General features: G+C 67.0%; 12 protein-coding genes. 4 read left to right on the top strand and 8 right to left on the bottom strand.

Translation table 11 applies throughout. The annotated features are described in order from the left end of the window. Positions 1-39 precede the first annotated feature (39 nt). Together IEW02_RS12820 and cobN are read right to left on the bottom strand one after the other, a co-directional pair. Positions 40-426, bottom strand: coding sequence for a PPOX class F420-dependent oxidoreductase (locus IEW02_RS12820; RefSeq protein WP_188545121.1), 387 nt, complete (start codon positions 424-426; stop codon positions 40-42). Positions 427-443: 17 nt separating this feature from the next. Continuing rightward, positions 444-4,046, bottom strand: coding sequence for a cobaltochelatase subunit CobN (gene cobN / locus IEW02_RS12815; RefSeq protein ID WP_188545120.1), 3,603 nt, complete (start codon positions 4,044-4,046; stop codon positions 444-446). 181 nt (positions 4,047-4,227) lie between these two features. Here cobN and cobG point away from each other — a divergent pair, with 181 nt between their 5' ends. From cobG to cobJ, 3 genes are read left to right on the top strand one after another with little or no spacing between them, the layout of a single operon-like run. After that, entirely contained in the window at positions 4,228-5,355 is a 1,128-nt protein-coding gene (cobG, locus tag IEW02_RS12810; protein ID WP_188545119.1) for a precorrin-3B synthase, read from the top strand. Between the two features lie 23 nt (positions 5,356-5,378). Next, positions 5,379-6,005, top strand: a complete 627-nt coding sequence (locus tag IEW02_RS12805; protein ID WP_188545118.1) for a precorrin-8X methylmutase — start codon at positions 5,379-5,381, stop codon at positions 6,003-6,005. Then, positions 6,002-7,495: a precorrin-3B C(17)-methyltransferase gene (gene cobJ / locus IEW02_RS12800; RefSeq protein WP_188545117.1), complete on the top strand. Its 1,494-nt coding sequence runs from the start codon at positions 6,002-6,004 to the stop codon at positions 7,493-7,495. Before IEW02_RS12805 ends, cobJ begins: the two co-directional genes overlap by 4 nt. On the opposite strand, the gene IEW02_RS12795 is transcribed toward cobJ, so the two are convergent. The 4 genes from IEW02_RS12795 to dprE2 all read right to left on the bottom strand — a co-directional run bounded on the left by IEW02_RS12795 (position 7,446) and on the right by dprE2 (position 11,281). After that, a complete protein-coding gene (locus tag IEW02_RS12795) occupies positions 7,446-8,204 on the bottom strand; it encodes a cobalt-precorrin-6A reductase (RefSeq protein WP_188545116.1) in 759 nt (252 codons plus the stop codon). The two genes, cobJ and IEW02_RS12795, sit on opposite strands and share 50 nt — an antisense overlap. Before the next feature lie 400 nt (positions 8,205-8,604). Beyond that, positions 8,605-9,354, bottom strand: coding sequence for a precorrin-4 C(11)-methyltransferase (gene cobM / locus IEW02_RS12790; RefSeq protein WP_188545115.1), 750 nt, complete (start codon positions 9,352-9,354; stop codon positions 8,605-8,607). Next, positions 9,351-10,538: a precorrin-6y C5,15-methyltransferase (decarboxylating) subunit CbiE gene (gene cbiE, locus IEW02_RS12785; protein WP_188545114.1), complete on the bottom strand. Its 1,188-nt coding sequence runs from the start codon at positions 10,536-10,538 to the stop codon at positions 9,351-9,353. The genes cobM and cbiE overlap by 4 nt, the downstream gene beginning before the upstream one ends. After that, positions 10,535-11,281: a decaprenylphospho-beta-D-erythro-pentofuranosid-2-ulose 2-reductase gene (dprE2, locus tag IEW02_RS12780; RefSeq protein WP_229745976.1), complete on the bottom strand. Its 747-nt coding sequence runs from the start codon at positions 11,279-11,281 to the stop codon at positions 10,535-10,537. Before dprE2 ends, cbiE begins: the two co-directional genes overlap by 4 nt. A gap of 30 nt (positions 11,282-11,311) precedes the next feature. Between dprE2 and IEW02_RS12775 the strand changes: the two genes are divergently transcribed. After that, the gene (locus IEW02_RS12775; protein ID WP_188545112.1) at positions 11,312-11,713 is read left to right on the top strand and encodes a PPOX class F420-dependent oxidoreductase; all 402 of its coding nucleotides are present in this window, start codon (positions 11,312-11,314) and stop codon (positions 11,711-11,713) included. Here IEW02_RS12775 and IEW02_RS12770 read toward each other — a convergent pair whose 3' ends face one another. Both IEW02_RS12770 and IEW02_RS12765 read right to left on the bottom strand, forming a co-directional pair. Then, a complete protein-coding gene (locus tag IEW02_RS12770; protein WP_188545111.1) occupies positions 11,714-12,466 on the bottom strand; it encodes a maleylpyruvate isomerase N-terminal domain-containing protein in 753 nt (250 codons plus the stop codon). It lies immediately after the preceding gene. Continuing rightward, positions 12,463-13,575 (bottom strand): M24 family metallopeptidase, encoded by a 1,113-nt coding sequence (locus IEW02_RS12765; protein WP_229745975.1) that lies wholly within the window; start codon positions 13,573-13,575, stop codon positions 12,463-12,465. Before IEW02_RS12765 ends, IEW02_RS12770 begins: the two co-directional genes overlap by 4 nt. Between the last annotated feature and the right edge of the window lie 21 nt (positions 13,576-13,596).

Raw genomic sequence — 13,596 nt, 5'->3', positions numbered from 1 at the left:
CCTGTGCGCCTTTTGATACCTTCCGGGGTACTTTTCTGCTCACGACGGGGTGGGGGTGACTGCGATCCCGATCGTGCTGGACTTGCCCTTGAACAGCTGACTCGCCGTGACCGCGAACCGTCCGGTGATGCCGTACTTGGCGATGACGGCCTTGCGAGTACGTGCGGTTCCTGCGTCGTCGAGGATGCGGGCGGTCGCTTCCTGTGTGGGTCCGACGTTCTTGCCGGCTCGGTCGCACGTCGCGAGGGTGACGCGCGGGGTGTTCTTGATGCGCTTGACCTTCCACGACTTCGCTTGCGTCCACATCAGCAACTCCCCCTTGTCCAGCGCGGCCCAGATGGGCGTCGGCTTGGGGGTGCCGTCCTTGGTGAACGTGGTCAGCTGGACGTACTTCGCGGTACCGATGTCTCCGAACGGGTTCGTCATGCTGACCAGCGTAGGGCTCAGGCGCCTTCGAGGTCACCTTCCGATTCGAGGTACGCCGACTTCAGTTCCGCCAGCAGCTGTGGGTCCGGTTCGGCCCACAGCCCCCGCTCGACCGCTTCGAGCAGTCGTTCGGAGATCCCGTGCAGTGCCCACGGGTTGGACGTCGTCATGAACTTGCGGTTCTCTTCGTCCAACACGTATGTCTCGGTGAGCTTTTCGTACATCCAGTCCTGGACCACACCCGTCGTGGCGTCGTAGCCGAACAGGTAGTCGACCGTCGCCGCCATCTCGAACGCACCCTTGTAGCCGTGGCGTCGCATCGCGGTGAGCCACCGCGGGTTGATCACTCGCGCACGAAATACCCGCGCCGTCTCCTCGGCCAGGGTGCGCGTGCGCACCGACTCGGGGCGGGTGCTGTCACCGATGTACGCCTCGGGTGACGAGCCGGTCAGAGCGCGCACGGTCGCGACCATGCCGCCGTGGTACTGGAAGTAGTCGTCGGAGTCGGCGATGTCGTGTTCGCGGGTGTCGGTGTTCTTGGCTGCCACTGCAATCCGGCGGTACGCGGTGCGCATGTCGTCGGCCGCCGGAATGCCGTCGAGTCCGCGTCCGTAGGCGAACCCACCCCACGTCGTGTAGACCTCGGCGAGGTCCTCGTCACTGCGCCAACTCTTGCTGTCCATCAACTGGAGCAGTCCGGCGCCGTAGGAACCCGGCTTGGAGCCGAAGATGCGGGTGGTGGCGCGTCGTTCGTCTCCGTGCTCGGACAGATCGGCCTGCGCGTGAGCGCGCACGAAGTTCTGTTCGAACGGCTCGTCGAGGGCGGCGACCATCCGGACGGCGTCGTCGAGCATGGCCAGCACGTGCGGAAACGCATCCCGGAAGAAGCCGCTGATACGCACGGTCACGTCGATGCGCGGACGGGCCAGTTCCTCGAGCGGAATGGATTCGAGCTTGACGACGCGCCGAGACGCCTCGTCCCACACGGGCAGGACCCCGAGGAGTGCGAACACCTCGGCGACGTCGTCGCCCGACGTGCGCATGGCGCTCGTCCCCCAGACCGACAGGCCGACCGACTGCGGGTACTCGCCGTGATCGGTCAGGTAGCGCTCGAGCAACGAGTCGGCCATCAGTTGACCGGTCTCCCAGGCGAGTCGCGACGGGACTGCCTTGGGGTCCACCGAGTAGAAGTTGCGTCCGGTGGGCAGAACGTTGATCAGTCCGCGCAGCGGTGACCCGCTGGGTCCGGCCGGAATGAACCCGCCGCCGAGGGCGTGCAGGATGCGGCCGACTTCGCCGTTCGTCTGGCGCAGGCGCGGAACTACCTCGGTCGCAGCGAATTCCATGATCTTGGCGACCGTCTCGTCGTGTCCGGCGGTCACCGACGGGACGGCGTCGACGGACCAGTCCGCAGCCGCCATCGCGGCCACCAGACCCCGAGCGCGCACCTCGATCTCGTCGACCCGTTCTCGCACTTCGTCGCCGTCTTCGCTGAGCCCCAACGCTTCTCGCAGACCGGGCACGCTACGTTCGCCGCCCCACATCTGACGAGCACGAAGCATCGCGAGGACCATGTCGATCTCGGACTCGCCACGCGGAGCCTCCCCGAGAATGTGCAACCCGTCGCGGATCTGGACGTCCTTGATCTCACACAGCCAGCCGTCGACATTCAAGAGCATGTCGTCGAACACTTCTTCGGCGGGGCGCTCCTCGAGTCCGAGGTCGGTGTGCATCTGCGCCGCCGTCATCAGCGTCCAGATCTGCTGCCGGATCGCGGGCAGTTTGACCGGGTCGAGGGTCGTGATGTTCGAGTGCTCGTCGAGGAGTTGCTCGAGCCGGGTGATGTCGCCGTAGCTCTCGGCCCGCGCCATGGGCGGAATCAGGTGGTCGACGAGCGTCGCGTGCGCGCGGCGTTTCGCCTGCGTCCCCTCCCCCGGGTCGTTGACGAGGAACGGATAGATCAGGGGAAGGTCACCGAGCGCGGCATCGGTTCCGCACGAAGCCGACATGGCCAGGGTCTTGCCGGGCAGCCATTCCAGGTTGCCGTGCTTGCCCAGGTGCACGACGGCATCGGCGCCGAATCCGCCGCGTTCGCGCGGTGCCGCCACCCAGCGGTAGGCCGCCAGATAGTGGTGGCTCGGTGGCAGATTGGGGTCGTGGTAGATCGCGATCGGGTTCTCGCCGAAGCCGCGAGGCGGCTGCACCATCAGCAGTACGTTCTCGAACTGCAATGCGGCGATGACGATTTCACCCTCGGGATCCGCCGAACGATCGACGTAGAGCGATCCCGGTGCCTCACCCCAATGATCGTTGACGCGATCGCGGAAATCCTCTGGCAACGTCGCGAACCACTCGCGGTACAGCGACGCCGAGATACGAATCGGGTTGGACTCCAACTGATCCTGAGTGAGCCAGTCGGGATCCTGACCACCCGCGGCGATCAAGGCGTGGATCAGCGCGTCACCGTCCTGTGCCGCCAGACCGGGAACCGCGTCGTCCCCGAACTCGGGGCCCATCCGGTACCCGGCTTCGCGCATCGCGGTCAGCAGTCGGATCGTGCTGGCCGGGGTGTCGAGGCCCACGGCGTTGCCGATGCGCGCGTGCTTGGTGGGGTACGCCGACAGCATCAGCACCACGCGCTTGTCCTGCGGCTCGATGTGGCGGAGGCGGGCGTGCCGCACCGCGATGCCGGCCACGCGGGCACACCGCTCGGGATCGGGAACGTAGGTGCTCAGACCCTCGGAGTCGATCTCCTTGAAGGAAAACGGAACCGTGATGATGCGGCCGTCGAATTCGGGCACGGCAACCTGCGTCGCCACGTCGATCGGGGTCATACCGTCGTCGTTCGAGGCCCAGGTCGCGCGGCTGCTCGTCAGGCACAGGCCCTGCAGGATCGGCACGTTCAGGGCAGCCAGTTCGGCGACGTCCCACGCTTCGTCGTCGCCTCCCGCCGACGCCCCCGCAGGCTTGGTGCCGCCCGCGGCCAGAACGGTGACCACCATCGAGTCCGCCTGGCGCAGCGTCTCCAGCAGCTCGGGCGGGGCGGCGCGCAGTGACGCGCAGAAGATGGGAAGCGGCCGTGCGCCGTGCGCCGCGATGGCGTCGCACAGGGCGTGGATGTAGGCGACGTTTCCTGCGAGGTGCTGCGCACGGTAGTAGAGAACGGCCACCGTAGGGCCCGATACGTCGTCGTTGCGCTCGAGCAGACCCCAGACGGGCAGGTGCGCGGGCGGCTCGAACCCGTGACCGGTGAGCAGGACGGTGTCCGACAGGAAGAACGCGAGCTGGGCGAGGTTGGTGGCGCCCCCCTCGGCGAGATAGTTGTGGGCTTCCGAGGCGACGTTGGCCGGAACCGTCGACAGTTCCATCAACGCTGCGTCGGGAGCTTGCTCACCGCCGAGCATCACCAGGCGAACACCCGACTTCAGGACTGCGTCGACACCGCGGGACCACATCTGCCGACCACCGAGGATGCGCAGCACTACTACGTCGGCCTCGGCCAGCATCACCGGGAGGTCGTCGGTGACGCTGATGCGATTCGGGTTGGCCAGGCGGTAATCGCCGCCCGAAGCCCTGGCGCTGGAGAGGTCGGTGTCCGAGGTGGACATCAGCAAGATCACAGGTACTGCCTCCCATGGGGTTTCGCGCCCCGTCGGTCGTTCGCGGTGAGCGGCCCAGGTCTGACTTCCCGCGTCTCCGCAAGTCCTGCGTCGACGAGAGTCACAGTGGCGCGACCGCGCCGGAATCACACCGGCTTCTGCGCTGCTCACGGCCGATCCTACGGGTCGTAGTCTGGAACGCATGGAACAGGACCGGAGCCGAGTGGACGCGTGCCCGGGCGCGCTGCAGGTCCATCAGGCATCCGACGGTGCCCTGGCGCGAGTGCGGCTTCCCGGTGGCGTGCTGACCCCGTCGCAAATGCAGGTGCTCGCCACCGCAGCACAGGAACTCTCGACCGGTGAATTGGAGCTGACCAGCCGCGGAAACATTCAGCTGCGGGCGGTGACAGATCCGGACGATCTGGCCGAACGCTTGGCGTCCGCCGGCCTGTTGCCGTCGGAAACACACGAACGTGTGCGAAACATTCTGGCGTCACCGCTCGCCGGACGTGTCGGTGGACGGTCGGTGTCGGGACTGGTCGACGGTCTCGACACCGCCCTCCGCGCCGACCCCGACCTCGCCGAACTGCCGGGTCGCATCCTGTTCACCGTCGACGACGGACGAGGTGACGTCTCCGGCCTGGAAGGCGACATCGGTGTCCATGCGGTCGACGACAAGTACGCGCTGCTCCTCGCCGGCCGTGACACCGGCGTCAGGGTGCCGCACGACGCTGCGGTCGAGACCATGGTCGACGCTGCACGGGGGTTTCGAACAGCGCGCGACCGGCACTGGCGAGTGGCCGAGTTGCCCGACGTCGGCGCTGTCCTGGGGCATACCGGCCACGTACCCACGGCCGAGCGGATCGACTTCGACGTGGTTGCGACGGCGCCCGTCGGGTGGTTCGACCAGGACGACGGGAAGGTGGCGCTGGGCGCAGTGTTGGCGCACGGTGTGCTGCCCTCCCGCACCGCCGAATTCTTGGCTGCGGTGGACAGACCGATCATCGTCACGCCGTGGCGGTCGATTGTTCTCGTGGACCTCGACGAAGGTGCCGCCGAGCAGGTGGTGCGGGTACTTGCGCCGATGGGACTGATCTTCGATGCCGAATCGCCCTGGGTGAACGTGAGTTCGTGCGTCGGTTCGTCGGGTTGCGCGAAGTCGCACGCCGACGTCCGGGGCGATCTGGACGACGCGGTCCTGAACGGTGAGGTGCAGGAGGGTGAGCGCCAACACTGGGTCGGGTGCGAGAGGCGTTGTGGCCGCCCCCGCGGCGAAGTCACCGACGTCGTCGCCGGCCCCGATGGGTACACGGTCACACCGCCGGCCTGACCCCCTCCCCTAGGGTGAACCGCATGCACGACTACATCAGCGACGGCGCCGAGATCTACCGGCGTTCGTTCGCCACGATCCGAAACGAGGCCGATCTCTCTGCGTTCGCGCCCGATGTGGCGCAGGTCGTCGTCCGCATGATCCACGCGTGCGGCGAGGTGAATCTGGCCCAGTCGATCGCGTCGACTCCCGGTGCGGTGGCCCGTGGCCGCGCGGCTCTGCAGGCCGGTGCGCCCATTCTGTGCGACGCGACGATGGTGGCCGCCGGAGTCACCCGTCGGCGGTTGCCGGCGGACAACGAGGTGGTCTGCACCCTCAACTCGCCGACGGTTCCCGAGATGGCGCAGCGGTGGGGAATGACGAGAACCGCAGCAGCGGTGGATTTGTGGGTGGACAAGCTGGAAGGGTCCGTCTTGGCGATCGGAAACGCGCCGACCGCGCTGTTCCGCTTGCTGGAGTTGCTCGCCGACGGTGCCCCGCGGCCGGCTGCGATCCTGGGTGGACCGGTCGGCTTCATCGGCGCTGTCGAGTCGAAGGAAGATCTGATCGCCTCCGAGTTCGGGCTCGAGTACGTCGTGGTCCGCGGGCGACGTGGGGGTAGTGCGATCACTGCTGCCGCCGTCAATGCCGTTGCGAGCGAAGAGGAATGAAAGGGAAGCTGTGGGGTGTCGGGATCGGGCCGGGTGATCCCGAACTGGTCACCGTGAAGGCGGCGAGGGTCATCGGCGCGGCAGACGTGGTGGCGTTCCACAGTGCTCGCGGGAAGAGCCTCGCGCGCGCGTCTGCGCTGCCGTATCTGCGCGACGGGCAGATCGAAGAGCACCTGGTCTACCCCGTCACGACCGGAACGACCGATCACGCGGGCGGCTACGACGGTGCCATCGCGGACTTCTACACCGAGGCTGCCGAACGGTTGGCCGTGCACCTCGAGGCGGGACGGTCGGTGGCGCTGCTCGCGGCGGGAGATCCGTTGTTCTACAGCTCCTATCAGCACATGCACACCCGCTTGGCCGATCGATTCGAGACCGAGATTGTCCCCGGCGTGACATCGGTCAGCGCGGCGTCCGCCGCGCTGCAGGAGCCGCTCGTCGAGGGTGAAGAGGTGCTGACAATTCTGCCGGGAACGCTTCCGGTGGAAGAATTGACCCGACGTCTTCGGGAAACGGACTCGGCCGCGATTCTCAAGCTCGGTCGTACGTACCCCGCTGTGCGACAGGCGCTTCGAGATTCGGGTCGGCTGTCCGAAGCGCGGTACGTCGAGCGGGCATCGACATCGACCGAGCGTGTAGTCGACGCGGGTGACGTGGACGAGTCCTCGGTGCCGTATTTTTCCATCGCTGTGGTGTCGAGTCCGTCGTACGCCCCCGCCTCCGCGGCACCAATTTTCGGCGAGGTCGTCGTGGTGGGGCTCGGTCCCGGATCGGACGAATGGACGACACCCGAAGCTCGACGGGAATTGTCGAAGGCGACGGACCTCGTCGGATACACCACGTACATCGACCGAGTGCCGGTGCGGGAAGGCCAAGTCCGTCACGCGAGCGACAACCGTGTCGAGTCGGAACGCGCGGAGATGGCCCTCGATCTCGCGAGCCGCGGAGCATCGGTGGCGGTCGTGTCGTCGGGTGACCCGGGCGTATTCGCCATGGCCGCAGCGGTTCTCGAGGTTGCGGCCGAGGAACGGTGGCGACACGTTCCGGTGCGGGTGGTTCCCGGCATGACGGCGGCCAACGCGGTTGCCTCCCGTGTCGGTGCGCCGCTGGGCCACGACTACGCGGTGCTGTCGCTGTCGGATCGGCTCAAGCCGTGGGACGTGGTCGAGAAGCGGGTGCGTGCAGTGGCATCGGCGGACATGGCGATCGCCGTCTACAACCCGGCGTCGAAGACTCGGACGTGGCAGGTCGGTGCGCTGCGCGATCTCGTCCTCGAGTCACGAGCGCCGGAGACGCCGGTCATCGTGGGTCGGGACGTCGCCGGTCCGGAGGAGGACGTCTACGTGGTGACTCTGGCAGAGCTGGATCCGTCACGAATCGATATGCGGTGTCTGCTGATCATCGGGTCGTCGACGACCGTCGTGTCCGGGGATCGGGTGTTCACGTCGCGTCGGTACGCATCAGATGGTTCAAAACCGCTGTCGCAGTGACGAACTCGGTGGTTGGAATGGACGGCGGTCGTTCTACGACGATTACCGGGATATTCCGTCGCCGCGCCGCAACCAACTTCGCGTAGGTCATGTCGCCGCCACTGTTCTTGGTCACCAGGATGTCGACGGACTGACGTCGCATCAGGTCGAGTTCGTCGTCGAGATCGAACGGACCCCGAGCCAGCACCACCGTCGACGAGGCTGGTGTCGGACCCGTGGGCGGGTCGATAGCGCGAATGACGAACCGGTGACGAGCAATGCCGGCGAACGTCTCGACGTCCTGACGACCCGTGGTGAGAAAGACAGTCGACGGGTCGGGAAGTGCGTCGAGCGCCAGCGCCGCAGCGTCCATCGTCGGCACGTTCTGCCACCGATCGCCCGGAACCGGCAGCCAGGGTGGGCGGCGGAGGACCGTCAGGGGTATGTCCGTGTCCTTGCACGCTGAGACGGCGTGATCGGAGATGGTGGCGGCGAAGGGGTGGGTGGCGTCGACAACCTCGTCGATGTGGTTGTCCGACATCCAGTGTCGAAGGCCGATCACGCCGCCGAACCCACCCGACCTGACCGTGCCGGTCGGGACTACCGGATTCTCGACTCGGCCTGCGAGTGAGTAGACGACCTCGAACTCCGGCTTCTTGTCGAGCAATTCGGCTAGCCGACGCGCCTCACCGGTACCGCCGAGCAGCAGGATTCTGCGCGGTGGTGTCATTTGTCGATCATCTCAGATGGTGTGTCGGTGGGTCGTTGTAGGTTGCGCGGTATGAAGGAGTTGGGGGACTTCACCGACATCGACGACCGGCAACTGGTCGTCGACGCTGTCACGCTCGCTGAACGCGTAAACACCGTCACAGCACAGAAACTGGCGCACCTCGCCGAAATCGACCGCCGCGGACTCGCCCTCACACTCAACGCATCGAGCATCACCCGCTGGTGGGCCAGAGGCACCCGCGTCACCGACGGCAACGCCGCCCGCCAACTCGAGTGGGGGCAGTCCCGATCGTCCTCGGCGACGACCGACACCCCCGCATCATCCCGCCGGCCACACTCGACCCCGAACGAGAACCACGACAGAGCTGCCACCGACAGCACAGGCGACGAGCGGCGTGAGGTCAGTGATCGAGACGTCGGCGAGCCGCCGAATACAAGAAGCTGTCCGGGAAACCTTCGGCCGACAACACGCGGCCCACGACCACGACGGCAGTCTTGAGGACGCCCGCCTCGTGTACGAGCGCGGCAATCGTGGACAGCGTTCCGCGCAGTACGATCTCGTCGGGCCGGCTGGCGAACGCAACCACCGCAGCCGGGCAGTCGGCTCCATAGGAGGGGGTCAGCTCGTCGACGATCTGCTCGATTCTGCGCGCGCCGAGGTGAACCACCATCGTGGCGCCGCTTTGCGCCAAGGTCGGCAGGTCCTCGCCGTCGGGCATGTCGGTCGACAGGGTCGACACCCTCGTCAAGACGACTGTCTGCGAGACACCCGGCACAGTCAGTTCGCGACCCAACGACGCTGCGGCAGCAGCGAATGCGGGCACACCCGGCACGATCCGGTAGTCCACGCCGGCTGCGTCGAGACGTCGGGCTTGCTCCGCCACCGCGCTGTAGATGGACGGATCACCCGAATGTAGCCGCGCCACATCCAGATCGGCGCGGTGCGCCTGCACCATTTCCTCGACGATGTCTTCGAGCGTCATCCGTGCGGTATCGATGACCCGGGCGCCGGGCGGGCACATTGCGACCAGTTCGGCCGGCACCAAACTGCCCGCGTACAGACACACCGGGCTCGACTCGACCAGCCGAGCAGCGCGCAGTGTCACCAGATCCGCCGCACCGGGCCCCGCGCCGATGAAGTGGACGGTCACTTCGTCGCCACCCACTGGGCAACCGGAAGCTGCGGGCGCCACGCCGTGAACGACCCCAGGGCATCGGCGCGGTACACCTGGAACTTCTTCATGACTCCACCCTTCCTCGAATACCACTGCAGGATGAGCGATTCCGATTCTGCCGTGACCGCATTCACGACCATGCGCCCACCCTCTGCGAGGCGATCCCAGCATGCGTCGAGCAATCCTGGTTCCGTCACCCCGCCGCCCACGAATACCGCATCGGGAGAAGCCAGGTCACCGAAGGATTCGGGGGCGCGGCCATGAATGCGTAGCGAAGGAACTCCCAGCGCCGCAGCGTTCGCCGAGATGAACTTCGACCTTTCCGACGACTGCTCGAAGATGTCCGCGCGACACGACGGGTGTGTCCTCATCCATTCGATGGAGATGCTTCCCGATCCGCCGCCCACATCCCACAGCGTCTCCCCCGCTGCCGGGGCCAGCGCGGCGAGCGTCAGCGCGCGAATCTCGTTCTTGGTCAGTTGTCCGTCACCGGAATAACATTCGTCGGGCAGGCCGGGGACGCGGGACGTGCGGGCGCCGACGACGTCGACGGCGATGACGTTCAGCGGATCGGGCGCTTCGCCTGTCCAGGACTCGGCCGTCGCAGTCACCACGGTCTCGTCGGGGCCGCCCAATTGCGCCAGTACCGTGACCGACGACTGTCCGAACCCGTTGTCGCACAACAACTGCGTGACGCGGGAGATCGACTGCTCGTCCTCGCTCAACACCAGCACGCGCCGACCGTGCGTCAGCGCCGGAATCAGTGACGACGGCTGACGCGCAACCAGGCTGACCACCTCGACGTCGTTCACAGCCCAGCCGAGCCGGGCACAGGCCAGCGAAGCCGACGACGGATGGGGCAGCACCCGAATGTTCTCCGCGCCCAGCATTCGCACGAGTGTGGTGCCGATACCGAAGAACATCGGGTCACCGCTCGCGAGCACGCAGCGCGGCGAGTTCTCATGGTCGGCCAGCAGACGTGTGAGAGCGGGCATCAAGGGACTCGGCCACTGCACCCGACGGCCGGCGAACTCGGTCGGCGGGACCGAATCCAATTGTCGCGCGGACCCGAACAGGACTTCGGCGGACGCCACCGCGCGCTTGGACGCGTCGGCAAGACCGCTCCATCCGTCGGCGCCGATCCCGACCACATCGATCATCGAGGCATCCGTCGCCAGACGGCGCGCGGCAGCAACCGCATCACGAAGAACACCGGGCGCAGTCGCCCCGGAACCCACACCACGTCTCTGCTGCCCTTCAAGGCGCCGACCACCGCGTCGGCGACCTGACCGGGCGTACTGGACATCGGAGCGGGGTCCATCCCCTCGGTCATTCTTCCGATCACGAAGCCCGGACGAATCAGGATCAAGCGCACACCGCTGCCGTGCAGGGCGTCGGCCAGCCCGCTCGCGAACCCGTCGAGACCGGCCTTGGCCGACCCGTACACGTAGTTCGCACGCCGAACACGCACACCGGCGACGGACGAGAAGACCACCAGCCGGCCCGACCCCTGAACGCGCAACAGCGTTGCGGAGTGGGTCAATACGCTGACCTGGGCAACGTAGTCGGTATGCACGACGGCCACCGCGTGGTCGGCATCGACCTCCGCCGCGGCCTGGTCGCCGAGGATGCCGAAGGCGAGCACGATGGTGTCCACCCGGCCGTGTTCGCGGAAAACGGTGGCCAACACGTCGGCGTGAGTATCCAAGGCGTCGGCGTCGAACTCGACGGTGGACACCGCTGCTGCGCCCGCCCCCTCGAGACGAGCTCTCTCGTCGGCCAGATCCTCGCTGCGCCGAGCCGCGAGCACGATGGTGTTGCCCGGTGCCAGTCGCTCGGCGATCTCGAGGCCGATGTCGCTGCGTCCACCGAGGAGGAGGACGGTCGAGGATGCAGAAGTCACGGGCTCAGTCTCCTGGATTATCGTCGGATCATGGCTGCCACCCCCTCCGACCTGAACGACGACGCCCTCCAGTTCCTTACCGAGCGTCATCTGGCGACTCTCGCGACGTCTCGTCCCGACGGCACCCCGCACGTGGTGGCGGTGGGATTCACGTGGGATCGCGACGCGCAGAAGGCCCGCGTCATCACGATGGAGGGGTCACAGAAGGTTCGCAACGCCGAACGTGGCGAGTACGCCGCCGTCACGCAGATCGACGGCCCGCGGTGGCTCACCCTGGAGGGCAGCGCGCGCATTCTGCGGGACAAGGACAGCGTGACGGATGCGGAGAATCGTTATGCGGCGCGCTACCGGGTGCCGCGGGAGAATCCGCGGCGCGTGGTGGTCGAGATCAGCGTGACTCGGGTGCTCGGGTCGCAGTCCCTCCGAAGCTGATCAGAACCGCGCGACGTCCAGCAGGCCCTCGACGATCGACACGTCCCCGAATGTCTCGACGACGCTCGTCGGACGTCTACGGCACATGATCAGCAACAGGTCTTGGGCCGAACCACGCAGCGCCACATCGGCTTTGGCGTGCGTCCGTTCGGTGGTGACGCGGCCGTTGTCGATGGTCAGCAGCCATTCGGCGTCGGCGACTTCGGTCCCGTGCAGATGAATCGTTCGACCTGTGACGTGCGGAGCCATCACCTCGTGTTTCACCCGGTGAACAAGCTGCAGCTCGGTGAGTTCGTCGATTCCGTCGGCGGCCGACTCGGCATTCGTCGGCTCCGGCTCGGGACCGCCTGCCGCGTGCACCGCGTCGGCTGCGTCGAAGCGATGAACAGTGGCTTCGTGAGCCTGTCGTCGCATCCACCATCCCACCGTGGCCGGACCGACAAAGCTCATGGCGGGCGTCGACGGATCCGCGTCCCCGAGCCGTTCGACCAACGCGTCCAGCTCCGTGCGGTACTCCGTGAGGCAATCGGCACCGCGGGGTAACGACTCGACGCGGACGGACGGCACATCTACCGACGGGCCCGCATCGAGTATCGCGCTGACCCATCTGTGCACCTTTCCGGTGTGCCGCACGACGTGCTCGAGCGTCCAGCCGGGAACGGCCGGGACGGGAGCGTCCAGCGCGTCCGCCGGCATCTGGGCGAGGCGGTTACCCTCACGCCTCAGCGTCTCGAGCAGCAGCTCGGGCGTCACAGAACCGTCAGCCCATGGGGCCGGTTGTTGAACGATTCGCACCCGTCGGCGGTGACCACCACGATGTCCTCGATCCGGGCGCCCCACTCACCGCGGAAGTAGATGCCTGGCTCGATGCTGAACGCCATCCCCTCCGTGAGCGTCATCGAGTTGCCCGCCACGATGTAGGGCTCCTCGTGAACCGACAGCCCGATGCCGTGGCCGGTGCGATGGACGAAGTACTCCCCGAGCCCCTCCTCGATCAACACGTCTCGACCCGCCGCGTCCACTGCTTCTGCGGTGACTCCGGGCCGGACCGATTCGACGGATGCCTGTTGCGCCCGCTCGAGTACGGCGAACTTCGCGGCGACCTCCGAGCTGGGCTCACCGATGCTGTAGGTGCGGGTCGAGTCGGAGTTGTATCCGGGCTCGACGGGTCCGCCGATGTCGACGACCACGATGTCGCCGGCCTGGACTACCCGGTCCGACACCTCGTGGTGTGGATCGGCGCCGTGCGGGCCGGACCCGACGATGATGAATTCGGCAGCGGTGTGGCCTTCGTCGACGATGGCGCGCCCGATGTCGGCGGCCACCTCCGCCTCTGTGCGCCCCGCCGCGAGGAACTCCCCCATCCGTGCGTGCACTCGGTCGATCGCTGCCCCGGCCCGTCGGAGCGCAGCGATCTCGTCCGCGTCCTTTGTCATTCGCAGCTCGCGCAGCACCTCGGTCGCGAGAACCGGTGCGGCGCCCAGGGTCTCGGTGAGGGGAATCAGATGCAGGGCCGGCATCGCGTCGGCGACGGCAGTGCGGGCGGGTGAGGGAAGCATGGCCGCGACCATCTCGTGGGGACTGACACCGTCGACCCAGTCTCTGATCTCGAGACCCAACTCGTTCGCTGCGGACTCGCGGAGCGCCGCCAGTTCGAGGCGAGGGATCACCACCGACGCGGTGGAGCCGTCGGCGGGGATGACGAGAGCGGTCAGACGCTCGAACGATTGCGCGCGAGAACCGATGAGGTATCGCAGGTCCGGCCCGGGGGTGATGACGAGGGCATCGAGCCCGGCGGACTTGGCCAGTTCGGCTGCGCGGCGCACGCGGGAGTCGTACACGGACGAGGGAAAGCGTGTCATGCAGATCAGGCTAGTGGTTTG

It is taken from the genome of Rhodococcoides trifolii (assembly GCF_014635345.1).
Classification (GTDB): Bacteria; Actinomycetota; Actinomycetes; order Mycobacteriales; family Mycobacteriaceae; genus Rhodococcoides; species Rhodococcoides trifolii.
This window is presented reverse-complemented; position numbering and strand designations above follow the sequence as displayed.